Source organism: Mesorhizobium sp. M1142 (assembly GCF_040318565.1).
GTDB lineage: Bacteria > Pseudomonadota > Alphaproteobacteria > Rhizobiales > Rhizobiaceae > Mesorhizobium.
Genome location: NZ_JAMYMK010000004.1, coordinates 92,355 through 117,184, shown reverse-complemented (window position 1 = coordinate 117,184; position 24,830 = coordinate 92,355). Strand labels below are relative to the sequence as shown.

Here is a 24,830-nt window from a genome sequence, read left to right as displayed (position 1 = left end):
CCGCGCCGGGCAGGGTTTGCCAAGAAAGGCACGCCAAGCCCGCAATTCAGAGAGGGTTACCATGCTGATCTCACAGATCCTCGACGACGCCGAGACGATCCGCGTCGTTGCCCGCAACGGCGGCAAGACCCGCGTCATCAACGGCGCGCGCAGCGTCTATTCGCTGGCGATGGAAGCCGCGCGCACCGGCAGCGGGCTTGTCGCCCTGATCGAGCGCAAGGGCTTCGGCGAAACCATCGATCTGGACGCAGCCTACAAGAAGGGACGACTGCTGTCGCCGATCAACCATCCCGATCCGGCGCATCTCCATCTCACCGGCACCGGGCTGACGCATCTCGGCTCCGCCGCGACCCGCGATTCCATGCACAAGAAGCTCAGCACGGACGGCGAGGAACAGCTGACCGATTCCATGAAGATGTTCCGCATGGGGCTTGAGGGTGGCAAGCCGGCGAAGGGCCAGATCGGCGTGCAGCCGGAATGGTTCTACAAGGGCAACGGCACTATGGCGGTGGCGCCCGGTGCGGCGCTTGTGTCGCCGGCCTTCGCCCAGGATGCCGGCGAGGAGCCGGAAATCGCCGGTATCTATGTGATCGGCGACGACGGCGCCCCATTCCGCGTCGGCTTCACCCTGTCGAACGAGTTTTCCGACCACGTCACCGAGCGTGTGAACTATCTCTTCCTCGCCCATTCCAAGCTGCGTAACGCTTCGTTCGGCCCGGAGATCCTGATCGGCGACCTGCCGTCCGATATCCGCGGCGCTTCACGCATCCTGCGCGACGGCAAGCTGCTTTGGGAAAAGCCGTTCCTGTCGGGCGAGGCGAACATGTCGCACACCATTGGCAATCTCGAGCATCACCACTTCAAATACTCGGCCTTCCGCCAGCCGGGTGATGTGCATGTACACATGTTCGGCACGGCAACACTGTCCTTCGCCGACGGCATCAGGACCGAGGCCGGTGACGTATTCGAAATCGAGGCGCAGGATTTCGGCCTGCCGCTGCGCAACCCGCTTGAAATCGAGCAGCCGGTGAAGGTGGCGGTGAAGGCGCTTTGAGGCGTCGATGACAGCGTGATCTCCCCCCTCGTGGGGGAGATTGGCAGTTCCAAACTCATCGCGCGGCGCGGAAATGCTTGGACAGTTTCAGGCCCTGCGCCTGATAGTTCGAGCCGAGATCTGTGCCGTAGAGCGCCTGCGGCCGTTTCAGCATGTGCTCGTAGACCAACCGTCCGACGATCTGGCCGTGGTCGAGGATGAACGGCACTTCGTGGCTACGCACCTCGAGCACCGCCCGGCTGCCGGTGCCGCCCGACGCCGAATGGCCGAAACCCGGGTCGAAGAAACCGGCATAATGGACGCGGAACTCGCCGACCAGCGGGTCGAAAGGCGTCATTTCGGCGGCGTAGAGTGGCGGCACATGGACCGCCTCGCGCGACACCAAGATGTAGAATTCGTCCGGATCGAGCACCAGCTCGCCGGCGCCGCTTTTGTAGAGCGGCTCCCAGAAATCGACGACATCCTGCGCGGCGCGCTTGTCGACGTCGACCAGGCCGGTGTGGTGCTTGCCGCGATAGCCGACCAGCCCGTCCTTGTCGCCGTCGAGATCGATCGACAGCGCGATTCCGCCGCCTGAGATGTTGGGTGGTTCGGTGGCGACCAACATTTCGGCGCGGTGCAACTCGTGCAGCTCGCTTTCCGACAAGAGCGCATTGCCGGTGCGGAACCTGATCTGCGACAGCCGCGAGCCGGTCCGCACGATGATCGGGAAAGTGCGCGGGCTGACCTCCAGATAGAGCGGGCCTTCATAGCCAGCGGCGATCTTGTCGAACTCGTGGCCACGGTCGGTCATTACGCGGGTGAAGATATCGAGCCGTCCGGTCGAGCTTTTCGGGTTGGCGGAGGCGGAAATATGGGCGGGCAGCGCCAGGCTTTCGAGCAGCGGCACGATGTAGACGCAGCCGGTTTCCAGCACCGCACCTTCGGCGAGGTTGATCTCGTGCAGCTTCAGCCGGTCGAGCTTGTCGACAACCCTGTGGTCCGGGCCGGGCAAGAAGGAAGCACGCACTCGCCAGGCCTTGTCGCCGAGCCTGAGGTCAAGGCTGGCCGGCTGGATCTGATCGGCATCGAGCATGCGCGGCGATTTCAGCGCGCCCGTCTGGAACAGCTCGGAAATATGCTGATCGGGAAGAATGCCTGTCTGCCGCAAGGGTCTGGCTCCGTTCGAAGGCCGGGCGAGGTCTTGTTCTGTCGCAGGTCCGACCGTGGACGCCTTTGGCACCTGCTTGGTACAACCCTCTTAATCATGCCGGCAATTGACGCAAGCGTGGCGCGGGTCTAAAGCTCGTTATCCCGTGGTGATTTGGCCGGTCGGCTTGCAGCCACGTTAAACAAGTCGCTAAAGGACCGTCGGCCGCAAGGCCATATGGACCGGTTGCGACTTTCGCGGCCGGTTTTTTGTTGTTTGGACCAATTTTGGTGTTTGGATGGAATGATGACCAAGAAGCGCGACTGGAAGCCTCAGACCGCACTCGTGCATGCCGGGACGCTGCGTTCCGGCTTCGGCGAGACCTCCGAGGCGATGTATCTCACCCAAGGCTATGTCTACGAGACGGCGCAAGCGGCGGAGGCCCGCTTCAAGGGCGAGGAGCCGGGCTTCATCTATTCGCGCTATGCCAATCCGACGGTCGACATGTTTGAGAAACGCATGTGCGCGCTGGAAGGAGCCGAGGACGCGCGCGCGACGGCATCCGGCATGGCGGCGGTGACGGCAGCACTGCTGTGTAGCGCCAAGGCGGGCGACCATATCGTGGCGGCGCGCGCGCTGTTCGGCTCCTGCCGCTGGGTGATCGAGACGCTGGCGCCGAAATACGGCATTGAGGCAACGCTGGTCGACGGCACCGACATCGCCAATTGGGAAAAGGCGGTCAAGCCAAACACCAAACTGTTTTTCCTGGAAAGCCCTACCAATCCAACGCTGGAGGTAGTCGACATTGCCGCCGTCGCGGCACTTGCCAATTCGATCGGCGCCAGGCTGATCGTCGATAATGTCTTCGCTACGCCCTTGCAGCAGAAACCCCTGCAGCTCGGCGCCCACATCGTCGTCTATTCGGCCACGAAGCATATTGACGGCCAGGGGCGTTGTCTTGGCGGCATCGTTCTGTCGGACAAGAAATGGATCGACGAGAATCTGCATGACTATTTCCGCCACACCGGCCCCAGCCTCTCGCCCTTCAATGCCTGGACGCTGCTGAAAGGCCTGGAGACGCTGCCGCTACGCGTACGCCAGCAGACGGAAAGTGCCGGCCGCATCGCGGATTTCCTGGCCGAGCGCCCGCAAATCGCCCGCGTCATCTATCCCGGCCGCGCCGACCACCCGCAAGCGGCCGTGGTCAAGAAGCAGATGTCAGGCGGCTCGACGCTGATTTGCTTCGATGTGAAGGGCGGCAAGCAGGCGGCCTTTGCCTTCCAGAACGCACTCGACGTCGTGCTGATTTCCAACAATCTCGGCGACGCCAAGAGCCTGATCACCCATCCGGCGACGACCACACACAAGAACTTGACTGATGAAGCCCGCGCCGAGCTCGGCATCGGACCGGGAACGCTCAGGCTGTCAGTCGGCCTTGAGGACGCCGACGACCTGCTCGAAGACATCGAGCAGGCACTGAGAGTTGCCGGATAAGGGCGGGCCGAACAGAGGCAGCGGGGACGTGCCGATCAGGCGCCGGACGGGGTCTCTTCCAGCTCCGCGACAGTCTTTGTCTGGATAGTCATCACGTTGCCGCGCCAGTCGACGGCGCCGCTCAGCCATCCGCGCGCCCAAATGGCGGGAAGCATCAGGTCTCGTGCCATCATCGCCGGGATCGTGCGCGGCGACAGGTGCCATCCCTTGGCCGAGGCCAAGGCGCATTCCGGCAGGTAGGCCGCGACCAGCACGGCGATGGCGGTTGCCGGCAGGCTGACGCCGGCGTCAGCCGCAGCGATCAGTGCAAGCACTAGCGGCGGTGCCGCGCCGATCAGGATTTCGGGGGCAAAGAACAGTGCAAAGGTGACGCGGCGCAGCCGCGCCCAGCGCGCCTGCCGTGACCAGATCTCGCCAAGCGTGCGCCGGCCGAGCGGCTGTTCGAAGGGAGAGGCGACAAGATTGACCCGCAGTCCGAGCCCATTGACCAGCTTGGTCGCGGCGGCGTCCTCGGCGATCTCGGCGGCAAGCGCGCGGATGCCGCCATTGGCATCGAGCATTGGCTTGTTCCACAACATGCTCTTACCCTGGGCGAAGCCGAGGCCGAGCGCCTCTCCAGCGTACTGCCAGCGTGCCTGCAGCGTGTTGAGAAAGGCGCATTCGACCTCCCCCCAGAAGCCGTCCGGCCGCGAGCCGATCGGCGTCGAGCAGACGAGGCCAGTGTCGTGCCGCCACGCCGCCATCAGGTACTGGACGTAGTCGCTCGGCATAAGCACGTTGGAATCGGCAAGGATGACCCAGCGATAACGCGCCGCCTCCCAACCCTTCACGCAATTGTTGAGTTTTGGATTGCCGCTGATGCGGTCGTCACCGACCAGAAGGCGGGCGCGAATAGCTGGAAAGCGCGCCATTGCGGCGGTGATCGGCTTGACCACCGGGTCGTCGGCATGGGCGACACAGAAGATGAGTTCGTAGCGCGGCCAGTCGAGTGAGAAGGCGCGCTCCAGCGTCTCTTCGGCAAACGGCTCGACGCCGCGCGCCGGGATGACGATCGATACCGGCGGCGCGTTGGCCGCGGGCGGTGCAATACTGGCTGGTCGCTTCAGCTTCTGCGAAGCTAACAGGATGCTGGCGAGATTTGAAAGAAGGAGGGCTATGGAAAGGAGGGCGGCTGCGTATGTCGGTTCCATCGAGATCTGGTCACTCCAGAAATGCCGGCCGCATGACAGCCGTTTTCAACAATTCGACAGAACGCTGAGTCGTCCGGCACAAGCCTGCACACCATCATTGTCATGTGTCACTCAAATGACATTGTTTTTCGGCACCTGCGCTTGAGATCGGGCAAGAAGATGCTGCGCATCGTTGACCAAACTGCGCTGAGCATCGAAAGTTCCATCTACATTGCTTTGGAGCAGTTTATGTACAGCGCCGTCACCCGCAACATCGAAGTGCAGGTCAGGCCGTTCTATCTGGAGGATCACTCCGATCCGCCGCAAAACCGCTATGTCTGGGGCTACCAGGTGACCATCGACAATCAGTCGGATGAGTTCGTGCAGCTTCTTTCACGCTACTGGCACATCACCGACGGTACCGGCAAAGTCGAGGAAGTGCGCGGCACCGGGGTCGTCGGCGAGCAACCCGGACTCAACCCCGGCGACAGCTATCAGTATACGTCCGGATGCCCGCTCTCGACCCCGTCCGGCATCATGGTCGGGCACTACACAATGCGCAACAAGCGGGGCGAGACGTTCGACGTCGCCATCCCCGCCTTCTCGCTCGATTTGCCGGGCACGCGGCGCACCGTCAATTGAGGGCCGTCATCCAGCCGCTGCAAACTCCGCCGGGTCGAAGTCATATTGCTTCGAGCAGAATTCGCAGGCGACGTGAATGCTGCCATCCTCGGTGCTGTCCCTGATCTCCTCGGCGGAAAAGCCTTCGAGAATGCCGCGGATCTTCTCCCTCGAGCATGAGCACTGGTCGGCGACCGGCACGCCGCCGAACACGCGGACGCCATGCTCGTGGAAAAGCCGGTAAAGCAGCCGTTCGGCGCCGATCGTCGGATCGATCAGCTCGGTCGGTTCAATGGTACCAAGCAGCGCCAGCAGCTCCTGCCAGGAATTGTCGGTCGGGTCATGGATTTCCTCACGCGGATCGCCGTCGCCACCGGGAAGGTCGGGTACGCGCATACGCTCCGCCGACTGCGGCAGGAATTGCGCCAGCAGGCCACCGGCCCGCCATTGCTCGCGGGCACCGCCGACGCCGGGCGTCAGAAGCTTGGCAACCGAAAGGCGGAGGTCCGTCGGAATCTGCTCCGACTGGCGGAAATAGGTGCGTGCGGCATCTTCCAGTGTGACGCCGTCGAGCTGGACGATGCCCTGGTAGCGCTGCGTGTGAGCGCCCTGGTCAATGGTCAGCGCCAGGACGCCGCTGCCGAGCAGCGTCTGCGGTGACGTCTCGCCGGCAGAAGTCAAAGCCTGCAGCCGGTCGGCATCGAAGCGGGCATAAGCGCGCAGCGCGTGCGGCGTGGAGAAATCGGCGACCAGCATGTCGACCGGCCCGTCGGTGCGGGTCTGCAGAATGAACTTGCCCTCGAATTTCAGCGAAGTTCCGAGCAGTACCGTCAGCACACAGGCTTCGGCCAGGAGCCGGGCGACCGGCTCGGGATAGTCGTGGCGGCTGAGAATGGCGTCGAGCATCGGCCCGAGCTGGACGGTGCGGCCGCGCACGTCGAGCGGGCCGACCTCGAACGGCAAGACATGATCGTCGCCGGCGTAGCCGAATTCGCCGAGCTTGGGTTTATGTTCAGCCAATTGATGAGTTTCCAACATGACAAAGCTCCGGGGCGCGGCGATGCCGCCCTCCGGGGCGCATGCGACGAGACGCGCTCGATTTGCGTGATGCGCCTGAGATAGGCACCACCCACTCCCGGATCAAGGCGGCCCGGATCAAGGCGGCGCAGATCAGGCCGGCCCGGATCATCGCGGCCCGTATCAAGCGCCCAGGCACCAGGCCAGGACCGCCTTCTGGGCATGGAGCCGGTTCTCGGCCTCATCGAACACCACAGAATGCGGTCCGTCGATGACCTCGTCGGTAACCTCCTCACCGCGATGCGCCGGCAGACAGTGCATGAACAGCGCGTCCGGCTTGGCTTTCGCCATCAGTGCCGCATTGACCTGATAGGGCAGGAAGACATTGTGGCCGCGGGCACGGTGCTCCTGGCCCATCGACACCCAGCAGTCGGTGACGATGCAGTCGGCCTCGTGAACGGCCTCCTCGGGCGAGCGGGTGAATTTCAGCTTGCCGCCATTGGCTTTCGACCAGTCGACATGCTTCTGAGCCGGTTCGCTGCCCTCGGGCACGGCGACGTTCAGCTTGAATTGGAACCGCGCAGATGCCTCCAGGAGCGAATGCAGCACGTTGTTGCCGTCGCCGGTCCAGGCGATCGTCTTGCCGGCCACCGGACCGCGGTGCTCTTCGAAGGTCATGATGTCGGCCATCAGCTGGCAGGGATGGGTCTCGTCGGTCAGCCCGTTGATGACGGGGACCGTAGCGTTTTCCGTCAGTTCCAACAGCCGGTCATGCGAGGTGGTGCGGATCATGATGGCATCGACATAGCGCGACAGCACCTTGGCCGTGTCGGCAATGGTCTCCGAGCGGCCAAGCTGCATCTCGGTGCCGGTCAGCATGATCGTCTCGCCACCCAACTGCCGCATGCCGACGTCGAACGATACGCGCGTGCGCGTCGACGGCTTGTCGAAGATCATCGCCAGCACCTTGCCTTCGAGCGGCTTGCTGCGTTCTCCGGCCTTGAGCCTTGCCTTTCGCACAGCTGCGTCGTCGAGCATGAAGCGCAGATCGCCTTCGGAAACGGCAGAAAGATCGGTAAAATGGCGAAGGGACATCAGGAATTCCAGGATTACTTCGCAGCGGCAGCGACGATGGCATCCGCCAGGCTCTTGGCGCCGGCACGAATGCGCTCGAGCGCCTCGTGGATCTCGGCGTCAGTGACGGTGAGAGGCGGCAGCAGGCGGATAACGTTGTCGCCGGCCGGAACCGTCAAGAGATGCTGGTCACGCAGTGCCACCGTGACCTTGGTGTTGGGCATCGCGCATTTAAGCCCAAGCATCAGGCCGGTGCCCCTGATGCTTTCGATAACATCCGGAAATTCGTCGGCGACACCGGCGAGCCCCTGCTTCAACAGCAGCGCCTTGCGCCGGACGTCCTCGAGAAAGCCGTCTTCCAGCACCACGTCGAGCACGGCGTTGCCGACCGCCATCGCCAGCGGATTGCCGCCGAAGGTGGTGCCGTGCACGCCGGCGGTCATGCCGACCGCCGCCTGGTCGGTGGCGAGGCAGGCACCCATCGGGAAGCCGCCGCCGATGCCCTTGGCCACCGCCATCAGGTCGGGGGTGACGCCCGCCCATTCATGCGCAAACAGCTTTCCGGTGCGGCCGACGCCGCATTGGACCTCGTCGAAAATCAGAAGCAGTCCGTGCTGATCGCAGAGCTGCCTGAGCCGCTTCAGCGATTGTGTCGGCACTTGCCTGATACCGCCCTCGCCTTGCACCGGCTCGATCAGGATCGCCGCGGTTTCAGGCGTGATCGCCTTTTCGGCTGCATCCACATCGTCGAAGCCGACCTGGTCGAAGCCGTCGACCTTGGGACCGAAACCTTCCAGGTATTTGTACTGGCCGCCGGCGGCGATGGTCGCCAGGGTACGGCCGTGGAAGGCGCCTTCGAAGGTGATTGTGCGGTATCGCTCGGGATGGCCCTTGACGAAGTGGTAGCGCCGCGCCGTCTTGATGGCGCATTCGAGCGCCTCTGCGCCGGAATTGGTGAAAAACACCTTGTCGGCGAAGCTGGCGTCGGCCAGCCGCTCGCCGAGCCGGCTCTGTCCCGGAATCTCGTACAGATTGGAGACGTGCCAGAGCTTGGCGGCCTGCTCGGTGAGGGCCGCGACCAAATGCGGATGGCTGTAGCCCAATGAATTGACGGCGATCCCGCCGGCGAAATCGAGATATCGCTCGCCCTTATCGGTGACCAGCCAGGTGCCTTCACCGTGGTCGAAAGCCAGGGGTGCGCGAACAAAGGTCTCGAAAAGCGCCGAACCGCTCATTATATGCGTCTCCGGAACCGGAAAAATCAAAAAGCCGCCAAAGCGGCGGCCCTTGTGGCTTATCGTGTTTTTCGGCCGTGAAGTCAACGAAAAGGTCGCGCAAGGACGTGCGGCAAGCCCTCCAGCATAACGCCGGCTCATAAGCGACCGGGCAAGTTGGGGAAAACCGAAAAAACCGATTCGTGTTGGCCTTGGGACTCTTGTCACCGAGTCAGCGCATAAGGTAATTGTAGTAGAGAAATAACTAGATTTCGTGCGGCGGACCTAATCACCCGATATATGTGGTGTCTGCCCGGCAGAAGCCGGGTCGGGAATGGATTCCGATTGCCGCACGTTTCAGCAGGAGCGCGGTCTCATGAACTGGACTGACGAGCGAGTCGAACTTCTCAGAAAATTGTGGTCGGAGGGCCTCAGCGCCAGCCAGATCGCCGCACAGCTTGGCGGGGTCAGCCGCAATGCCGTCATCGGCAAAGTGCACCGGCTGAAACTGTCCGGTCGCGGACGCACGACCGCCTCACCGGCACGCCAGAAGAAGACGGTACAGGGATCGACGATCCAGAAATCGGTGTCTCGGGCAGCAAGCGCCACGCGCCATGCCACCACGTCGATGTCGATCGGTGCGACCGCGCTCAAGGCGCAGTTCGATGCCGAACCGGTGGCGCGCCACTATATCCGCCCGGTCGAGAACGTCGTCGTGCCGATCTCGCGGCATCTGCAACTCGTCGAGCTGAACGAGCGCACCTGCAAATGGCCGAATGGCGATCCGCTTTCGGAAGATTTCCATTTCTGCGGCAACGACGCCGCCGAAACCGGGCCCTACTGCAAGTACCACGCCCGCGTGGCGTTTCAGCCAGCATCGGAGCGGCGGCGGCATAGATAGGCAGTAGGCAGTAGGGGAAGATAGCGCTTCACAAGGGTCGTTTCGCCAACAACTCACTCCCGTATTGCCTATTCTCTACTGGCTACTGGCTACTGCCTATTCCCTTACCCTTACAGCCACCCATTCTTGCGAAACCGCCAGTAAAGAAACGTGCAGATCAGGGCAATTGCCGCCAGGACGGCCGGGTAGCCATATTCCATCCTCAGTTCCGGCATGTCGCTGAAATTCATGCCATAAATGCCGGCGAATGCCGTGGGCACGGCCAAGATGGCGGCCCATGAGGCAAGCTTCTTGGAAATCGCCGTCTCCTGGCTTTGACCGACCAGAAGGCTCGCCTCGAAGGCGAAAGCGAGAACCTCACGCAGGCTGTCGATCTTTTCCTGGACAGTGCGGATATGGTCGGTGACGTCGCGAAACAGCGGGTGCATGGCTGTGTGGATTTGCGGCAGATCGGCGCTGGTCAGCCGCCGGCAGACCTCCACCAGCGGCAGAGCAGCGTTGCGCAGGCGCAAGAGATCGCGGCGCAGCATGTAAAGCCGCTCGATATCGGAGCCGGTCATCGGTTTCAGCAGAACCTTGTCCTCGATCGCCTCGACCTCGTTTTCGATCTGCTCGAGCACGGGCATGTAGTTGTCGACGATGAAATCGAGAATGGCGTAGAGGACGAAATCCTCGCCCTTGGCGAGGGAATGCGGACAGCTTTCCCAGTGCTGGCGAACGGCGGCGTAGGAGGTCGAGGGGCCATGCCTGACGCTGACGATATAGCCGGCGCCGACGAACAGATGCGTCTCGCCGAAGGTGACACGGCTGTCGATCAACTGCGCCGTGCGGGCAACGATGAATAGGGCATCGCCATATTGCTCGATCTTCGGCCGTTGGTGCGGATGCTCGGCGTCCTCGATCGCCAGCTCATGCAGATGGAATTGCGCCTGGACGCGCAGTAACAAATTGCGGTCGGGCTCCAGCAGTCCGATCCAGACCACGTGGCCCGGCTTCCCGGCCCATTCGCCGGCTTCCTCGATCGGAATGTCGGCGATGCGCCGCCCAGCCGTATAGACGCCGCAAGCGATTATACCCGACATCGGCGGCGCAGGAGCAAACTCGCGGACATATTCCATCGCAGCCTCCTGGAGGCGGGGCCTTCATCGCGGAACTGAGAAGTCAGCGCGTCGAAAGCTTAGCGCAATTTTCTGTCAGGTGGCGAATCCGAAATTCGCATTAGTATCGAGAGACACTCATTTCGCTGGTTGCGTTGCGGGAAGAATAACCTTGTCCGTCTTGTCGCCCTTCGGACGATCGGCCGGCATCTGGTCCCCGGTGACGATATAGTAGATCGTCTCGGCGATGTTGGTGGCGTGGTCGCCGATGCGCTCGATGTTCTTGGCGCAAAACAGGAGATGCGTGCAGGGCGTGATGTTGCGTGGGTCTTCCATCATGTAAGTCAGCAACTCGCGAAACAGCGAGGTGTACATGGCATCGATCTGGTCGTCGCGGTCGCGCACGAAACCGATTTTTTCCACCGACCGCGATGCGTAGACGTCGAGTACTTCCTTGAGCTGTGTCAGCGCCAGATTAGCCAAAGCCTCGAGGCCGCGGAACAGGCTGCTCGGCTGGCGCCCATCAGCGACAGCAACCACTCGCTTGGCGACGTTCTTGCCGAGGTCGCCTACCCGTTCGAGGTCCGCCGAGATGCGGATCGCACCGACGATCTCGCGCAGATCCGTCGCCATCGGCTGGCGCTTGGCGATGATGATGATCGCCTTGTCGTCGATCTCGCGCTGCCCCTCATCCAGAACCAGGTCGTCTCGAATGACTTTCTGGGCAAGTCCCGGATCCGCATTGACCAGTGCCGCGACGGCCTGCTCGACCATGCGCTCGGCATGCCCGCCCATCGCCGCGATGCGCTTCGACAGATATTTCAGCTCCTCGTCATAGGCGCTGACGATGTGCACGGACTGCATGGACCAAATGCCTTCCCGGGATCTTGTGGTTGAGTCGCTCCCTCGAATCCCCGCTGATACGCTAGCCGGATGACAGAAAAAAGAAACGGCCCATCATGGGCTAGAGATAGTACTGCGTCAGCGAGCCGGCAAATGGACGGTGAACGCCGCACCCTTGCCGACTTCCGACCAGATGGAGAGCCTGGCGTTGTGCCGGGTCAGGATATGCTTGACGATGGATAGGCCAAGGCCGGTGCCCTTCTGGGTCCGGCTGTTCTCGACGTCGACGCGGTAGAAGCGTTCGGTGATGCGCGGGATGTGTTCTTCGGGAATGCCGGGGCCGAAATCCCTGATAGTGACGTCGATCCCCGGTTCGGTATCGCTGTCGCTGCGCGTGATCGACACCACGACGCGTCCGCCCGACTGACCATATTTGCAGGCGTTTTCCAGCAGGTTTTCGAAGACCTGGAAAAGCTCGTCCCGATCGCCGGGCACGGCGAGCGGTCCTTCCGCGAAATCACGCTCGATGACGACGCCGTTTTCCTTTGCGAGCGGCCCAAGCGAATCGATTACGCTGTCGATGGCCTGGCGCAGATCGACCTCGGTTCCCAGCTTGAGATAGGGCTTCATCTCCAGCCGTGACAGCGACAGAAGGTCGTCGATGAGGCGCGCCATGCGGCTGGTCTGGTTCTGCATGATCTGCAGGAACTGCTCGCGTGCCGCAGGGTCGTTGCGGGCCGGCCCGCGCAGCGTCTCGATGAAGCCGGCAATCGAGGCGAGAGGCGTGCGCAGCTCGTGGCTGGCGTTGGCAATGAAGTCGGCGCGCATTCTGTCGATCCGGCGCGCTTCGCTCTGGTCCTTAAACACCAGCACGTAGAGATCCGTGGCGTGACCGACAGAAGACGCGCTCACCCGATAGGCTCGTTCGACCGGCAGCCTTTCTATGTAGTCGACGCTGTCCGATGCGACGTTGCCTGCCAAAATATTATCCAGCAAGGACTGCATTTCGGGCGCGCGGAATTTCAGCGACAGCGACATGCCGGGGGCAATCCCGCCAAAGGCTGCAAAGGCGGCGGCGTTGGCATGGACGATGGCGGCGGAACGATCGAAAATGATCAGCGGATCGGCAACCGCTGCCGCGAGATATTCGCCGGAAAGTTGTTGCAAGCCGCTCGCCTCGACGGCCGCGGCATTTTCGGTCGATTGACGGGCGACGCCGGCCGGCAGTATCGCCGCGGCAACCAGCACGGCGCCTGCCAGCAGCACCACATAGCCAGACATGCCGGCAAAACCATAAACGATCAGAACCGCAACGAAGCCGGCCGCTAGCAGCCAGCGGCTGTTCCACAGCCGCATGGCGACGGCTTGCGCCCTGCCTTTCCGCTCTGTGCCGATATCGGCCATTTGCGCTCCGTCGCCTGCGCTCCGTGTGCGGCCAACGCTCAATAACTTCCTGCTGGACCGACGCTAGAGCGCCGTGCGTCCAATTGGGCGCACAAAGGACGCTCTACCGCATTATCTGCTGCATCGTTCTTTCCGAAAATCGATTCCGATTTTCGGGCCGATGCCGTAAGGCTTCCAATAGCATGAGTCCGGAGGCTGGAAAGGTTCGTCTCGATGAAAAACGCCAAAGAAAGCCCCACTGCAGCTTCATCGGGGCCGCTGAAGATCATGATCTACGGCAAGGAGCGGGAGTTCGACATCGAGGCTCCGACGCTTCCCGACTGGATCGAGGACCGCAAGCTCACCGCCGGCGGCTACCCTTACGACAAGAAAATGAAGGGCGAGGAGTATGACGAGAGGTTAGAGAAGCTGCAGATCGAGCTGGTCAAGGCGCAGGCGTGGCTGCAGTCGACAGGCAAGCGGGTAATGTCGCTGTTTGAGGGGCGCGACGCTGCCGGCAAGGGCGGCACGATCTTCGTTTTGCGCCAGTATCTGAACCCTCGCACGGCGCGCAACGTGGCGCTGACCAAGCCAACACCCACCGAGCTTGGACAATGGTACTTCCAGCGTTACGTCGACCACTTCCCGACGTCGGGCGAATTCGTCACCTTCGACCGCTCCTGGTACAACCGCGCCGGTGTTGAACCGGTGATGGGATTCTGCACGCCCGAGCAGCACGAGCAATTTCTGGACGAGGTTCCGCATTTCGAGCGGATGATCCGCAACGAAGGCATCCATTTCTTCAAATTCTGGCTGAACATCGGCCGGGAAACACAGCTCGAGCGGTTCCACGACCGTCGCTGGAGCCCGCTGAAGAGCTGGAAGTTTTCGCCGATCGACATCGCCGGCATCACCAAATGGGACGACTACACCAAGGCGCGCGACCTGATGGTGGAACGCACGCACAAGGAGTTCGCGCCCTGGATCATTGTGCGGGCGAACGACAAGCGGCGCGCGCGGCTGGCCGTCATGCAGCGCATTCTCCTGTCGCTTCCCTATGACGGCCGCGATCTCGACGTCATCGGTAAGGTGGACAAGAAGATCATCGGCGAAGGGCCGACTTTCCTCGAAAAATAAGCTCACCTCATCGATACGCGGCTGTCATGCCGCCAGCCGGGCAATCCGCTGCAGTCGCTTCAGCGTAGTGTCGTCCTGCAGCGCCTGCTGGAAAAGGGAGATCTCCTGGTCGATGCGGTCGCAGAGCGCGCCGGTGTCGCCCCTAAGCAGGTCGCGCGTCTGCTGCAGCGCCGCGACAGGCTTCTTGGCGAGTTGCCTGGCTCTTGCCAACGTGGCTTCCTCGACGCTGGCGTCCGTCACGATCTCGCCGACAAGGCCCAGTGCCCTGGCATCTTCGGCGGCGAGCGTGTCGCCCAGGCAGAAGAAGCGGAACGCCCCGGCATAGCCGAGCTTCTGCGGCGCCAGGATGCTGGTCGCCGCGTCCGGCACCAAGCCGAAATCGACGAACGGCACCCGAAACGTGCTCTTGCTCGAGGCGATCACCATGTCGCAGTGGAACAGGATGGTGCAGCCGACGCCGACGGCGTCGCCGTCGACACAGGCAAGGACCGGTTTCGGGAATGTCGCCAGCGTGCGAAACATATCGGTAACGGCGTCGATCAGTCGCCGATGTTTGGTGGCGTCGAGAAATTCGGAGAAATCGGCGCCGAGGCAGAAGCACCCGGCCAGACCGCGCAGGACCACGACGCGGACGTGGTCGTCGGCAGCGGCTTCATGGAATGTCCTGGCCAGGCTTTCATAGGCCAGCCTGTCCAGCACCGGGCGGCCGTCACCCGACGATACCGTGACGATCAGCGTGTGATTGCGGAATTCTGCTTTTGAATGAACGTTCATGGCCTCTCTCCAATCTCACGAGGCGCGTCTCTGTCCGAGCATGTCCGGGTACCCTCTGGCCAGCACCGGCGCAAAGTGGTTGCGGCGCGAACGCACCACGTCGAGCGTGTGCTCGTTGAAGGTGAGCAGTGTGGCAACCACCTGCTGGTTGCCATAGGTACGCTGGTAACCGAGCGGCGTTGCCAGGAAATGCAGCTGCAGCGCGCGAAGCACCCACATCGGCTCGAATTCGATGATAACCTGGTTGACGTTGCGCTTCAGACCCCACTCGACGAAGCCGGCGATCAGCTCCGTGCCGACCGTCGACACGCCGCGCCGGCCGTCGCGGAACCCCGGTGCAACCGCATAGCGGGTCAGTTCATAGACATTCGGGCCCGACGGTGGGGTTCCCTCATAAAGGTCCGCCAGCACATCGGTTAGAAGATGTGCCCGAGTCGTCGGCAACATCCGCTGGTAACCGGCGAGCTCGCCATTGCGGATGACGATCTGGTGCACTGCCTCGTCGTGGTCGAATTGATCGATCTCGAGGCCGTCGGGGCGCTGCAGATCGGTCCATCCCATCTCTTCGACGAAAACTCTGTAACGCAAACGATGAACTGCCTCCCAGAGGTCGGGCCGTTCCATCAATTCCTGGGTCGTGAGGGAAAAAAGCATTTGCCGTCTCCTAGTTTCAATAGGAAGATACGGCCGTGCTTCCCCGAAAAAATTACGCGATCGCGTAGGCAAGAATTTCTAGGCCGGCGCGGCCGACCTAGTTAATATAGCCGCGCCTTATCGCTTCCGCGACGGCCTGGACCCGGTTGACGGCACCGAGTTTGCTTTTGGCGTTAAGAAGGTGTTTCTCTGACGTGTGTTCCGAAATGCCGAGAATTTGTGAAATCTCCCATTCGGACTTGCCAACGGCGGCCCATTGCAGGCATTCGCGCTCACGCGGCGTCAATTCGACATGGTCGATGGTTTTGCCCGCCATAGTGTGGAGCTGCATGGCGCGGCCAATCGCATAAGTCGAGACCAGCGACACCAGCCCGAATTCGGCGCCCGACAATTCGACAGCCTCGCCGCCCAGCGACACCATGACGATCTGGCCATCGAGCGTGATCAGCGGGAAGGCCAACCCGTCGCGCAGCTTGAATTCGCCGGCGTCACCCATGACATCGCCGCCGCTCTTGCCGATAGGGATGCCCTGAGACGCTTCCCGCCACTGGAATGGCGCTTGAAGCTGCTTCATGTGGCTGACGACTGGATCGTGATCGACGTAGTTGCGCGCAACGTAGCGCTCAAGCCATTCAGCCGGCCAGTCGCAAAGCAGCACATGGTCCTTTTGCCGATTTCTCGGCGTGCCGGGTTGCGGAACCGTCCCGGCCATCAGCGCCGTCAGCCCGAACCCGCTTGTTACCCCCAGCAGCTTTTCGCAGACGGCGGCCGCTGTGCCGGCGTGCTGCAACTGATCTATCAGTTCCAGGGTACGATCGAAATGACCCATCGCAACATCTACCCCATGTTGCCTTCCGCTCTTGAGGCCAATGGCAGTGATCAACCCGCACCACGCCATCAACCCCGGACTGCAAAGCTGCTCCCTTTGTGCGCCCTACCGCTCCTCTTCAGCCGGCATCACACAGTCATTTGCAAACTCACTAAACAATATCCCTAAATCGTCACGATGAAACCAAAAACCGTTGTGCATGCGTTATTTTCGTACAAAAAACTGTGTTACTTCGTACTAAAGTCGGGCAAGATCGGACGGAGTCGTCGCGTGGCGTTTCGGCGCATATCCATTTCATTGATTTCGATATTGATCGGAGCGCAATCGCTTGCGGCTGATGCGCTCGCCGCGGAGCCGCAGGTGCCGGTGTTTTGGGACGCCAAGGAGCGGCTGCCAAAGCCGGACCTTTCGATGCTGCCGCGGCTGCGATTCCTGACCACCACGGATTTCCCGCCGTTCAATTTCCTCGATGGGGCAGGCCGGCTGTCGGGCTTCCATGTCGACCTGGCGCGCGCCATCTGCGCCGAGCTCGGCATTGCCGAAAAATGCCAGATCCAGGCGCTGCCCTGGGCCGAGCTCGAAGGTGCGCTCGGGAAAGGCGAAGGCGAAGCGATCATTGCCGGCATCGCCGCGAGGCCGGAGTCGCGGTCGAAATACGCATTCTCACGCCCCTACCTGCAATTTCCGGCACGCTTCATCATGCTGAAGACACAGGCGCTGACCGAACCAATGTTCGACAGGCTGCGCAGCAAACGTGTCGGCGTGATAGCCGATTCCGCGCATGAGCGGATGCTGCGCACTTATTTCGGCGACGTCCAAATCGTCCCCTTCGCAAAGCCGGAGGAGCTTTATGGCAGGCTGAAAGCCGGCAAGATCGACGCCGCCTTCGGCGACGGCATGCGTTTCGCCTTCTGGCTCGGCGGCTCCGATGCGGCTGGCTGTTGCCGCTTTGCCGGCGGCCCCTATCTGGCGCCCGAATACCTTGGCTCGGGCATGGCGATCGCCACCAGGGCCGACGATCCGGCACTGGCGGCCGCATTCGACTACGCGCTGCAGGAAATTTCGGTGAAAGGTACGTTCGCCGAGTTCTATCTTCGCTATTTTCCGGTCAGCTTTTTCTGACTGCCGGCTCAGGTCAGCGTGCGAAGGCGCGCCTTGGCGGCTCGCGCGATGGCGGCGACCGTCAGCGCATCGAGATCGAGTTCCCGGCGGACGAGCTGCAGCACGCGCACCTCCTCCAGGCGCATTTCGAGATCGACGGCCGCAACCTCGAAGGCGGCGGCATAGGCAGTGTCACGCAAGCGTTCCGGAAGCGCCTCGGCGACACGCGCCAGGACGCCCTCCAGCCCGTCCTTCTCCTGCAGCATTTCCTGGCAGGCCTGAGCGACATCGACCAGCCGCTCCTGATTGAAATCCTCAAACACCGGCCAGGATCGAACGACGTCGCCGATCCGCGCCAGTTCGATGTCGGTCATGTCGCGGTCCGACGCCGAAGTGATGACCATCAGGTAGATCATGGCTTCGTGTGGCGACAATGGCATTTACAACTCCTTGAGATGGGTCCCGAAGTTAGGAACGAGAGACCAGCGCCGCAAGGAAAAACAGCCGCCATCGTTGGCGCTCCGGTCACGCCTTGGAACTTGATCCATCCCGACTAAATTGGGACGGGAGCTCTTAATCTTCTTGCCTGATCGCGGTCCTGCCCTGAAACCGGGTTCCACTTTTCGGGATCATGGTCTAGAGCATGCGGCTGCCGGCATGGATGCCGGCAAGTTGCAGGAATAGCATCATGGTCGAACAACAGCCGATCGATCTCAGCCCGGAAGTCCTTACCGCCGCCGCCGAAAGCAAGGCGTGGCCATTCGAGGAAGCGAAAAAGATCGTCGCTCGCTACGCGATCGGTGGCTACCCGGAAACGGTGCTGTTTGAGACCGGCTACGGCCCGTCCGGCCTGCCGCATATCGGCACCTTCGGCGAGGTGGCGCGCACATCTATGGTGCGCCACGCCTTCCGCGTGCTGACTGAAGACAAGGTCAAGACGCGACTGCTGTGCTTCTCCGACGACATGGACGGATTGCGCAAGGTGCCGGACAATGTGCCTAACAAGGACATGCTGCGCGCCTATCTCGGCAAGCCGCTGACCAGGATACCGGACCCTTTCTCCAATGAGTATCCGTCGTTCGGCGCCGCCAATAACGCACGGCTGCGCGCTTTCCTCGACCGTTTCGGCTTCGATTACGAATTCGCTTCCTCGACCGACTATTATACTTCCGGCCGCTTCGACGCGACGCTGCTCAAGATGCTCGAGCGCTTTGATAAGGTGATGGCAATTATGCTGCCGTCGCTGCGCGAGGAACGGGCGCTGAGTTATTCGCCCTTCCTGCCGATCCATCCCAAAACCGGGATCGTCATGCAAGTCGCGATCGACGAGCGCAAGCTCGACGCCGGCACCATAGTGTGGCGCGATCCGGACACCGGCGAGCGCTTCGAGACGCCGGTGACCGGCGGTCATGCCAAGCTGCAATGGAAGCCCGATTGGGCGATGCGCTGGGCAGCACTCGGCGTCGATTACGAGATGTCCGGCAAGGATCTGATCGATTCCGTCAAGCTCGCCGGGCAGATTTGCCGCGCGCTCGATGCTCCGGCGCCGGAGGGCTTCAATTATGAGCTGTTCCTCGATGAGCACGGCCAGAAGATCTCGAAGTCGAAGGGCAATGGGCTAACCATCGACGAGTGGCTAACTTACGCGCCGACCGAGAGTCTTAGCCTTTATATGTTCCAGCGCCCGCGAACCGCGAAGAAGCTTTATTTCGACGTTATCCCGAAGGCAGTGGACGAGTATTATACGTTCCTCTCTGCCTATCAGAGGCAGGACTGGAAGGAGCGGCTGGGCAATCCGGTCTGGCACATGCATGACGGCAATCCCCCGGCAGTCGACCTGCCGGTTCCGTTCTCGCTGCTGCTCAACCTGGTCAGCGCCTCGAATGCGCAGAACAGGGACGTGCTGTGGGGTTTCATTTCGCGCCACGCGCCGGGTGTGACGCCGACGACCCATCCCGAGCTCGACCGGCTGGCCGAATATGCCATCCGCTATTTCGACGATTTCGTGAAGCCGGCGAAAGTGTACCGTGCTGCCGACGCGGTCGAGCGCGAGGCGCTGACCAAGCTTTCGGAAGCGCTCGCCGCGCTGCCGGCTAATGCCGACAGCGAGGCGATCCAGAACGCTGCCCTCAATGTTGCGCGCAAGATCGAGCGCTACCAGGATCATTCCAAGCAGAGCCCGGAGGGCGGACCCGGTGTCTCCGTCGCCTTCTTCCAGATGATCTATCAGGTGCTGATAGGTCAGGAACGCGGGCCGCGCTTCGGCTCCTTCGCCGCGCTCTACGGCATCGCCGAAACGCGTGAGCTCATTCAGCGGGCGCTGGCTGGTCAGCTGGCGGCATGAGGGCGCCGTCCTGCTCCTCCAGGATCGAGCTAGGCGCTACAGGCGCGGATCGCGACGCAGCAGCCGGGAGCGGCGGCAGGCCTGAAACGCTCGGCGCCGGCCCGAAGACGCCTTTTTTTGCTGCACGCGCCTTCTCGCCGGCTTCTACATAAGGGCCGCCCTTGGCGGCGCGCGCCCAGCCATTTTCGACCAGCCATTGGCCGATATCCTGATTGCCGATCCGGCACTCGGCGGCGATCAGATCACGACCGCCTTCGGGCGGCACGGCACAGATCACAGCACGACTGCGGAGAAAGGCGCGGAAGGCCGTTCGCGCCCGAATGCCGCAATTCCAGGACTCGCCGCCGTCGGTGCAAGTCTCCTCCTGCTTGACGATGTCGATACCGGAAACCGCAATCGAATAGCCCTTTGCTTCGATGACCCCGGCGGCCGAGGCGACGGGCTGGAATAGTTTCGTGCCTTTCCAGTCGTCGGGCATTTTCGTTTTTGGCGGCTTGGGCGGTCCGGCCAATGCCAGATCGCTCAACGGGGCGCGCGGCTCTATCCGTTCAAGCTCGTTGGAACCGAGCTGCGGCGGCACCACGATTTCTGGATCGATTGCCCTCGAATGCGCCGCCTGCTTGGCCGGCACTGGTTTCGGGATGGCCGACGTAGCCGGCGCGGCGGGCTGCGGTTCAGCGCCGACCTGGATTTGTTCCCAGGGGCCGCCGCTTTCGCTCTGGACGGCGCGGCCGCCGGCGACAATTGCCGTGGCCATCGCCGGGATCGCCAGAACAGCCAAGGCAAGGTGAGGCAGACGCACCGGCCCCGCGCCTACTGGCTTGCCCAGACAATCCGCGCCACCCATTCGACATCGCGCATGGGGATGTCGCGGTCCGGGTGATCGGGATTGAGGGAGACCAGCGCGATCGACTTCGGTGTCTGGCGGTCGAGCACCTTGGCCATCACCTCGCCGGCATTGGTCTTGACGACGACGCGATCGCCCTTTCGTATGGTAGCTCCCGGCTCGACGATGAGGACATCGCCATTGCGGTAGAGCGGCAGCATGGAATCGCCCTGGACCTTCAACGCATAGGAGCTTTCGGTTGCCCGTGCCGGCAATTCGATCAGGTCCCATCCCTGCCCCGCCGGAAACCCGGCATCGTCGAAGAAGCCACCGGCGCCCGCCTGGGCGAAGCCAAGCAGCGGCACCGACGATTTCTGCACGGGCAGTGCGCCGGAATTACCCCGGCCTTCGACCAGTCCTGCAAATTCATCCAGCGAGGCGCCGGTCGCCTCGATGATCTTAGCCAGCGATTCGGTAGACGGCCAGCGCGGCCGCCCATCTGAGGACAGCCGCTTCGATTTGTTGAAGGCGGTCGAGTCGAGCCCAGCGCGCCTGGCCAGTCCGGAGGCCGAAAGCGAATAACGCTCGGCAAGAGCGTCGATGGCGGCCCAAACGCGGTCGTGCGAGAGCACCTTGCTCTCCTTCGAAACAGGAAAAAATACCTTCGCTGTTCTACCCCTTGGCCGCCATCTTGTCCACCGCCGGAGACGGCGTCAGGCCGCCTCCTTGGCCTCGTTCCTGGTATAGGGATCGAAGCGCTCGTAGAAGGTCTCGCCCTTCTCGGCCATCTCGAGCAGCAGCTTCGGCGCCTTGAACTCGGCGCCGTATTTCTTCTGCAGGCGCTTGGCGAGTTTGACGAATTTCTTCGCGCCGATGCCGTCGATGTAGGACAGTGCACCGCCTGTATAGGGTGCGAAGCCGAAGGCCAGGATCGAGCCGACATCGGCCTCGCGTGGGTCGGTAACGATGCCCTCTTCCATGACCCGTACCGCCTCAAGCGCGATGGTGACCAGCAGCCGCTGCTTCAGTTCCTCATAGTCGACCTGCTCCGGCGACAGCTGCGGGTAGAGGTTCCTGAGGCCTGGCCAAAGCTTCTTCTTTGCCGGTTTTGCCGGATAGTCATAGAAGCCCTTGCTGTTCTTACGGCCCAAGCGACCATGCGTGTCGACCATCGTGTTGATCAGCGCCATCTGCTTCGGATCGACCGCCTTGTCGCCGAGGTCGCGCGTGGTCTGCTTCATGATCTTCTGGGCAAGGTCGATCGCCGTCTCGTCGGTCAACGCTAGAGGACCGACCGGCATGCCAGCGGCTTTCGCCGCATTCTCGATCATCGGCGCCGGAACACCTTCGATCAGCATCTTGTAGGCTTCCGACATGTAGCGCAGTACGCAGCGATTGACGTAAAAACCGCGCGTATCGTTGACGACGATCGGCGTCTTCTTGATGGCGCGGACAAAGTCGATCGCGGTGGCCAGCGCCTTGTCGCCGGTTTTCTTGCCGAGGATGATCTCGACCAACATCATCTTGTCGACCGGCGAGAAGAAGTGGATGCCGATGAAATTCTTCGGCCGCGCCGAATTCCTGGCCAGCGATGTAATCGGTATGGTCGACGTATTCGAGGCGAAGATCGCCGACGGCTTGAGTACAGCCTCGGCCTGTTCGGTGGCATCCTTCTTGACGGCCGAGTCCTCGAACACCGCCTCGACCACAAGATCGCAGCCGGCAAGATCCGCGTAATCGGCCGTTGGCGTAATCAGCGACAGCAATCGATCCTTGTCCTCCGACTTGGCACGGCCCTTCTTCACCTGATCCGAGATCAGGGTCTCGGAATGCGCCTTGCCCTTGGCGGCGGACTCCATGTCGCGGTCGAGCAGCACCACCGGAATGCCGGCCTTGGCCGTTACATAGGCGATCCCGGCGCCCATGAAGCCGGCGCCGAGCACGCCGATCTTCTTGAACGTCGTTTCCGGCACACCAGCTGGGCGGCGAGCGCCCTTGTTCAGTTCCTGCAGCGAGACGAACAATGAGCGGATCATCGCCGCCGCTTCCCTGGTCTGCATGATCTCGGTGAAGTAGCGTTGCTCGATCCGCAAGGCGGTATCGAACGGCACCAGCAGGCCCTCGTAGACGCATTTCAGGATGGCGGCGGCAGCGGGATAATTGCCAAAGGTCTCGCGGCGCAGAATGGCGATGGCCGGCGGCCACAGATTGGCACCTGCCACCGAATAGATCGGAGCGCCGGGCAGCTTGAAGCCCTTTTCATCCCATGGCGCCACCGGTTTCAAGCCGTTCTTGATCATCGCCTTGGCAGTTTCGACCAGCTTGTCCGCCTCGGCAATCTCATGGATCAAGCCCATTGACTTGGCCTTCTGCGGCGACAGCGTCTGGCCGGACGTCAGCATTTGCAGCGCCTGCTGCTGGTCGGTCAGCCGTGGCACGCGCTGGGTGCCGCCGGCACCTGGAAAAATGCCGATCTTCACTTCCGGAAGCGCCATCCTCACCTGGTCGGAATCGGCCGCGACACGGCCATGGCAGGCGAGCGACAATTCGAACGCGCCGCCCATGCAGGTGCCGTTGATCGCCGAAACCCACGGCTTGCCCGAGGTTTCCAGTTTACGGAACAGGCCATTCATAGCGCCCGCCTTGTCGAACAGCGCCTTGGTCGCCTTCTCCGGGTCCTTCGCTTTGTCGGCGGCGAAGGTCGCCAGCATCTTCTGCAGCATGGTGATGTCGGCGCCGCCCGAGAACGTATCCTTGCCGGAGGTGATCACCGCGCCCTTTATCACTGCATCGCTTGCCACTTTGTCGACGATGGCGTTCAGTTCGCGCATCACCTCCTCGGTGAAGACGTTCATCGAACGGTCCGGCATGTTCCAGGTGACCAGCGCAATGCCGTCGGCGTCGATGTCGAGGGTGAAATTGGTGTAGCTCATCATCTCTCTCCGTCAGACGCGTTCGATGATCGTTGCAGTGCCCATGCCGGCGCCGATGCAAAGCGTCACCAGCGCGGTGTTGAGATCACGGCGTTCCAATTCGTCCAGCACCGTACCGAAGATCATCGCACCGGTGGCGCCGAGCGGATGGCCCATGGCGATGGCCCCCCCATTGACGTTGATCCGGTCATGCGGAATGTCGAAAGCCTGCATGTAGCGCAGCACCACCGAAGCGAAGGCCTCGTTGAGCTCGAACAAGTCGATGTCCTGCAGCTTCATCTTCGCCCGCTTCAACAGCTTCTCGGTGACGTCGACCGGGCCGGTCAGCATCAGCACCGGTTCGGAGCCGATATTGGCGAACGCACGGATGCGCGCGCGCGGCTTGAGGCCGAGCGTCTTTCCCGCCTTTTTCGAGCCGAGCAGCACGGCCGCCGCGCCGTCGACAATGCCGGACGAATTGCCGGCATGGTGGACGTGGTTGACCTCTTCCACCTCGGGATGCTTCTGCACGGCGACGGCGTCGAAGCCGCCCATTTCGCCCGGCATGACGAAGGACGGATTGAGTGCGGCCAGCGACTGCATGTCGGTCGAGGGCCGCATGTGCTCGTCATGGTCGAGGATGGTCAGGCCGTTCTGGTCCTTGACCGAGATCACCGAATTCTTGAAGCGGCCCTCGCCCCACGCCTTGGCGGCACGCTTCTGGCTTTCGACCGCGTAGGCATCGACATCGTCGCGCGAAAATCCGTATTTGGTGGCGATCAGGTCGGCCGATATGCCTTGCGGCACGAACCAGCCGGGCAGGCCGACCGAGGGATCCATGAACCAGGCGCCGCCGGAGGCGCCCATGCCGACGCGCGACATTGATTCGACGCCACCGGCAATGACGATCTCGTCGGCGCCTTGCGCGATCTTGGCGGCGCCGAAATTGATGGCGTCGAGGCCCGAGGCGCAGAAGCGCGATATCTGCATGCCGGGCGCCTTGGTGTCGTAGCCGGCCTCGAAAGCGGCGGCACGTGGAATGACCGCACCCGCCTCGCCAACCGGATCGACGCAGCCGAAGATGATGTCGTCGACGGTGCTAGTGTCCAGCCCGTTGCGGTCGCGGATGGCCTCGAGCACCTTGGCGCCGAGCCGCACCGCCGGCACTTCGTGCAGCGAGCCATCTTTCTTGCCCCTGCCGCGCGGCGTGCGCACCGCATCATAGACATAAGCTTCGGCCATTGGTGATCTCCTGTG

23 protein-coding genes and 1 riboswitch are annotated in these 24,830 nt (G+C 62.3%); of the genes, 7 read left to right on the top strand and 16 right to left on the bottom strand.

Annotated features, from left to right (window positions below; genetic code table 11):
- The first annotated feature begins 61 nt into the window (after positions 1–61).
- On the top strand, positions 62–1,054 hold the full coding sequence (araD1, locus tag NKH42_RS08980; protein WP_352475920.1) for an AraD1 family protein: 993 nt from the start codon (positions 62–64) through the stop codon (positions 1,052–1,054).
- A gap of 55 nt (positions 1,055–1,109) precedes the next feature.
- Here araD1 and NKH42_RS08975 read toward each other — a convergent pair whose 3' ends face one another.
- Positions 1,110–2,204, bottom strand: coding sequence for a 2'-deoxycytidine 5'-triphosphate deaminase (locus NKH42_RS08975; protein WP_352506192.1), 1,095 nt, complete (start codon positions 2,202–2,204; stop codon positions 1,110–1,112).
- Between the two features lie 135 nt (positions 2,205–2,339).
- Positions 2,340–2,417: riboswitch (SAM riboswitch) on the top strand.
- Between the two features lie 69 nt (positions 2,418–2,486).
- Between NKH42_RS08975 and NKH42_RS08970 the strand changes: the two genes are divergently transcribed.
- Complete coding sequence (locus NKH42_RS08970) at positions 2,487–3,677, top strand: O-succinylhomoserine sulfhydrylase (protein ID WP_352506191.1); 1,191 nt, start codon at positions 2,487–2,489, stop codon at positions 3,675–3,677.
- Positions 3,678–3,712: 35 nt separating this feature from the next.
- Here the strand turns inward: NKH42_RS08970 and NKH42_RS08965 are convergent, their stop codons facing one another.
- Entirely contained in the window at positions 3,713–4,867 is a 1,155-nt protein-coding gene (locus tag NKH42_RS08965) for a ceramide glucosyltransferase (RefSeq protein ID WP_352506190.1), read from the bottom strand.
- Between the two features lie 228 nt (positions 4,868–5,095).
- Here NKH42_RS08965 and apaG point away from each other — a divergent pair, with 228 nt between their 5' ends.
- Entirely contained in the window at positions 5,096–5,488 is a 393-nt protein-coding gene (gene apaG, locus NKH42_RS08960) for a Co2+/Mg2+ efflux facilitator ApaG/CorD (RefSeq protein WP_352506189.1), read from the top strand.
- A 6-nt stretch (positions 5,489–5,494) separates the two neighbouring features.
- Here the strand turns inward: apaG and NKH42_RS08955 are convergent, their stop codons facing one another.
- From NKH42_RS08955 to NKH42_RS08945, 3 genes are all read right to left on the bottom strand, one after another.
- Positions 5,495–6,505 (bottom strand): Hsp33 family molecular chaperone, encoded by a 1,011-nt coding sequence (locus tag NKH42_RS08955; RefSeq protein ID WP_352506188.1) that lies wholly within the window; start codon positions 6,503–6,505, stop codon positions 5,495–5,497.
- Between the two features lie 162 nt (positions 6,506–6,667).
- The gene (gene argF, locus NKH42_RS08950; RefSeq protein WP_352506187.1) at positions 6,668–7,579 is read right to left on the bottom strand and encodes an ornithine carbamoyltransferase; all 912 of its coding nucleotides are present in this window, start codon (positions 7,577–7,579) and stop codon (positions 6,668–6,670) included.
- Between the two features lie 14 nt (positions 7,580–7,593).
- Positions 7,594–8,793 (bottom strand): aspartate aminotransferase family protein, encoded by a 1,200-nt coding sequence (locus NKH42_RS08945; protein ID WP_352506186.1) that lies wholly within the window; start codon positions 8,791–8,793, stop codon positions 7,594–7,596.
- Positions 8,794–9,148: 355 nt separating this feature from the next.
- On the opposite strand from NKH42_RS08945, the gene NKH42_RS08940 reads away from it, so the two are divergent.
- Positions 9,149–9,673 carry a GcrA family cell cycle regulator gene (locus NKH42_RS08940; RefSeq protein ID WP_352475925.1) on the top strand — a complete coding sequence of 175 codons (525 nt, stop codon included), beginning with the start codon at positions 9,149–9,151 and terminating at the stop codon, positions 9,671–9,673.
- Positions 9,674–9,783: 110 nt separating this feature from the next.
- Here the strand turns inward: NKH42_RS08940 and NKH42_RS08935 are convergent, their stop codons facing one another.
- The 3 genes from NKH42_RS08935 to NKH42_RS08925 all read right to left on the bottom strand — a co-directional run bounded on the left by NKH42_RS08935 (position 9,784) and on the right by NKH42_RS08925 (position 13,017).
- Complete coding sequence (locus NKH42_RS08935; RefSeq protein WP_023677347.1) at positions 9,784–10,791, bottom strand: magnesium and cobalt transport protein CorA; 1,008 nt, start codon at positions 10,789–10,791, stop codon at positions 9,784–9,786.
- A gap of 117 nt (positions 10,792–10,908) precedes the next feature.
- The gene (gene phoU / locus NKH42_RS08930) at positions 10,909–11,634 is read right to left on the bottom strand and encodes a phosphate signaling complex protein PhoU (RefSeq protein WP_352506185.1); all 726 of its coding nucleotides are present in this window, start codon (positions 11,632–11,634) and stop codon (positions 10,909–10,911) included.
- A 117-nt stretch (positions 11,635–11,751) separates the two neighbouring features.
- Positions 11,752–13,017 carry a sensor histidine kinase gene (locus NKH42_RS08925; RefSeq protein WP_352506184.1) on the bottom strand — a complete coding sequence of 422 codons (1,266 nt, stop codon included), beginning with the start codon at positions 13,015–13,017 and terminating at the stop codon, positions 11,752–11,754.
- A 213-nt stretch (positions 13,018–13,230) separates the two neighbouring features.
- Between NKH42_RS08925 and ppk2 the strand changes: the two genes are divergently transcribed.
- Positions 13,231–14,133 carry a polyphosphate kinase 2 gene (gene ppk2 / locus NKH42_RS08920; RefSeq protein WP_352506183.1) on the top strand — a complete coding sequence of 301 codons (903 nt, stop codon included), beginning with the start codon at positions 13,231–13,233 and terminating at the stop codon, positions 14,131–14,133.
- A 24-nt stretch (positions 14,134–14,157) separates the two neighbouring features.
- On the opposite strand, the gene NKH42_RS08915 is transcribed toward ppk2, so the two are convergent.
- From NKH42_RS08915 to NKH42_RS08905, 3 genes are all read right to left on the bottom strand, one after another.
- The gene (locus NKH42_RS08915) at positions 14,158–14,907 is read right to left on the bottom strand and encodes an enoyl-CoA hydratase-related protein (RefSeq protein WP_352506182.1); all 750 of its coding nucleotides are present in this window, start codon (positions 14,905–14,907) and stop codon (positions 14,158–14,160) included.
- A gap of 15 nt (positions 14,908–14,922) precedes the next feature.
- On the bottom strand, positions 14,923–15,561 hold the full coding sequence (locus NKH42_RS08910) for an acyl-homoserine-lactone synthase (protein ID WP_023677342.1): 639 nt from the start codon (positions 15,559–15,561) through the stop codon (positions 14,923–14,925).
- A gap of 97 nt (positions 15,562–15,658) precedes the next feature.
- Positions 15,659–16,390: a helix-turn-helix transcriptional regulator gene (locus tag NKH42_RS08905; RefSeq protein ID WP_352506181.1), complete on the bottom strand. Its 732-nt coding sequence runs from the start codon at positions 16,388–16,390 to the stop codon at positions 15,659–15,661.
- A 270-nt stretch (positions 16,391–16,660) separates the two neighbouring features.
- Here NKH42_RS08905 and NKH42_RS08900 point away from each other — a divergent pair, with 270 nt between their 5' ends.
- Positions 16,661–17,512: an ABC transporter substrate-binding protein gene (locus NKH42_RS08900; protein WP_352686756.1), complete on the top strand. Its 852-nt coding sequence runs from the start codon at positions 16,661–16,663 to the stop codon at positions 17,510–17,512.
- 8 nt (positions 17,513–17,520) lie between these two features.
- Here NKH42_RS08900 and NKH42_RS08895 read toward each other — a convergent pair whose 3' ends face one another.
- A complete protein-coding gene (locus tag NKH42_RS08895) occupies positions 17,521–17,931 on the bottom strand; it encodes a tellurite resistance TerB family protein (RefSeq protein WP_352506179.1) in 411 nt (136 codons plus the stop codon).
- Positions 17,932–18,179: 248 nt separating this feature from the next.
- Between NKH42_RS08895 and NKH42_RS08890 the strand changes: the two genes are divergently transcribed.
- Positions 18,180–19,835 carry a lysine--tRNA ligase gene (locus NKH42_RS08890; protein WP_352506178.1) on the top strand — a complete coding sequence of 552 codons (1,656 nt, stop codon included), beginning with the start codon at positions 18,180–18,182 and terminating at the stop codon, positions 19,833–19,835.
- Here NKH42_RS08890 and NKH42_RS08885 read toward each other — a convergent pair.
- From NKH42_RS08885 to NKH42_RS08870, 4 genes are all read right to left on the bottom strand, one after another.
- Positions 19,798–20,637, bottom strand: a complete 840-nt coding sequence (locus NKH42_RS08885; protein ID WP_352738427.1) for a thermonuclease family protein — start codon at positions 20,635–20,637, stop codon at positions 19,798–19,800. The genes NKH42_RS08890 and NKH42_RS08885 overlap by 38 nt on opposite strands.
- Before the next feature lie 11 nt (positions 20,638–20,648).
- A complete protein-coding gene (locus NKH42_RS08880) occupies positions 20,649–21,293 on the bottom strand; it encodes a S24 family peptidase (protein WP_352506176.1) in 645 nt (214 codons plus the stop codon).
- Positions 21,294–21,374: 81 nt separating this feature from the next.
- On the bottom strand, positions 21,375–23,594 hold the full coding sequence (locus NKH42_RS08875; RefSeq protein WP_352506175.1) for a 3-hydroxyacyl-CoA dehydrogenase NAD-binding domain-containing protein: 2,220 nt from the start codon (positions 23,592–23,594) through the stop codon (positions 21,375–21,377).
- A gap of 12 nt (positions 23,595–23,606) precedes the next feature.
- On the bottom strand, positions 23,607–24,815 hold the full coding sequence (locus NKH42_RS08870; protein ID WP_352506174.1) for an acetyl-CoA C-acetyltransferase: 1,209 nt from the start codon (positions 24,813–24,815) through the stop codon (positions 23,607–23,609).
- Positions 24,816–24,830 lie beyond the last annotated feature (15 nt).

Bases quoted from the DNA above. Each gene is read 5' to 3' on its own strand.
- araD1 (WP_352475920.1), top strand. From the start codon at position 62: ATGCTGATCTCACAGATCCTCGACGACGCCGAGACGATCCGCGTCGTT.
- NKH42_RS08970 (WP_352506191.1), top strand. From the start codon at position 2,487: ATGATGACCAAGAAGCGCGACTGGAAGCCTCAGACCGCACTCGTGCAT.
- NKH42_RS08965 (WP_352506190.1), bottom strand. From the start codon at position 4,867: ATGGAACCGACATACGCAGCCGCCCTCCTTTCCATAGCCCTCCTTCTT.
- apaG (WP_352506189.1), top strand. From the start codon at position 5,096: ATGTACAGCGCCGTCACCCGCAACATCGAAGTGCAGGTCAGGCCGTTC.
- NKH42_RS08955 (WP_352506188.1), bottom strand. From the start codon at position 6,505: ATGTTGGAAACTCATCAATTGGCTGAACATAAACCCAAGCTCGGCGAA.
- argF (WP_352506187.1), bottom strand. From the start codon at position 7,579: ATGTCCCTTCGCCATTTTACCGATCTTTCTGCCGTTTCCGAAGGCGAT.
- NKH42_RS08945 (WP_352506186.1), bottom strand. From the start codon at position 8,793: ATGAGCGGTTCGGCGCTTTTCGAGACCTTTGTTCGCGCACCCCTGGCT.
- NKH42_RS08940 (WP_352475925.1), top strand. From the start codon at position 9,149: ATGAACTGGACTGACGAGCGAGTCGAACTTCTCAGAAAATTGTGGTCG.
- NKH42_RS08935 (WP_023677347.1), bottom strand. From the start codon at position 10,791: ATGGAATATGTCCGCGAGTTTGCTCCTGCGCCGCCGATGTCGGGTATA.
- phoU (WP_352506185.1), bottom strand. From the start codon at position 11,634: ATGCAGTCCGTGCACATCGTCAGCGCCTATGACGAGGAGCTGAAATAT.
- NKH42_RS08925 (WP_352506184.1), bottom strand. From the start codon at position 13,017: ATGGCCGATATCGGCACAGAGCGGAAAGGCAGGGCGCAAGCCGTCGCC.
- ppk2 (WP_352506183.1), top strand. From the start codon at position 13,231: ATGAAAAACGCCAAAGAAAGCCCCACTGCAGCTTCATCGGGGCCGCTG.
- NKH42_RS08915 (WP_352506182.1), bottom strand. From the start codon at position 14,907: ATGAACGTTCATTCAAAAGCAGAATTCCGCAATCACACGCTGATCGTC.
- NKH42_RS08910 (WP_023677342.1), bottom strand. From the start codon at position 15,561: ATGCTTTTTTCCCTCACGACCCAGGAATTGATGGAACGGCCCGACCTC.
- NKH42_RS08905 (WP_352506181.1), bottom strand. From the start codon at position 16,390: ATGGGTCATTTCGATCGTACCCTGGAACTGATAGATCAGTTGCAGCAC.
- NKH42_RS08895 (WP_352506179.1), bottom strand. From the start codon at position 17,931: ATGCCATTGTCGCCACACGAAGCCATGATCTACCTGATGGTCATCACT.
- NKH42_RS08890 (WP_352506178.1), top strand. From the start codon at position 18,180: ATGGTCGAACAACAGCCGATCGATCTCAGCCCGGAAGTCCTTACCGCC.
- NKH42_RS08875 (WP_352506175.1), bottom strand. From the start codon at position 23,594: ATGAGCTACACCAATTTCACCCTCGACATCGACGCCGACGGCATTGCG.
- NKH42_RS08870 (WP_352506174.1), bottom strand. From the start codon at position 24,815: ATGGCCGAAGCTTATGTCTATGATGCGGTGCGCACGCCGCGCGGCAGG.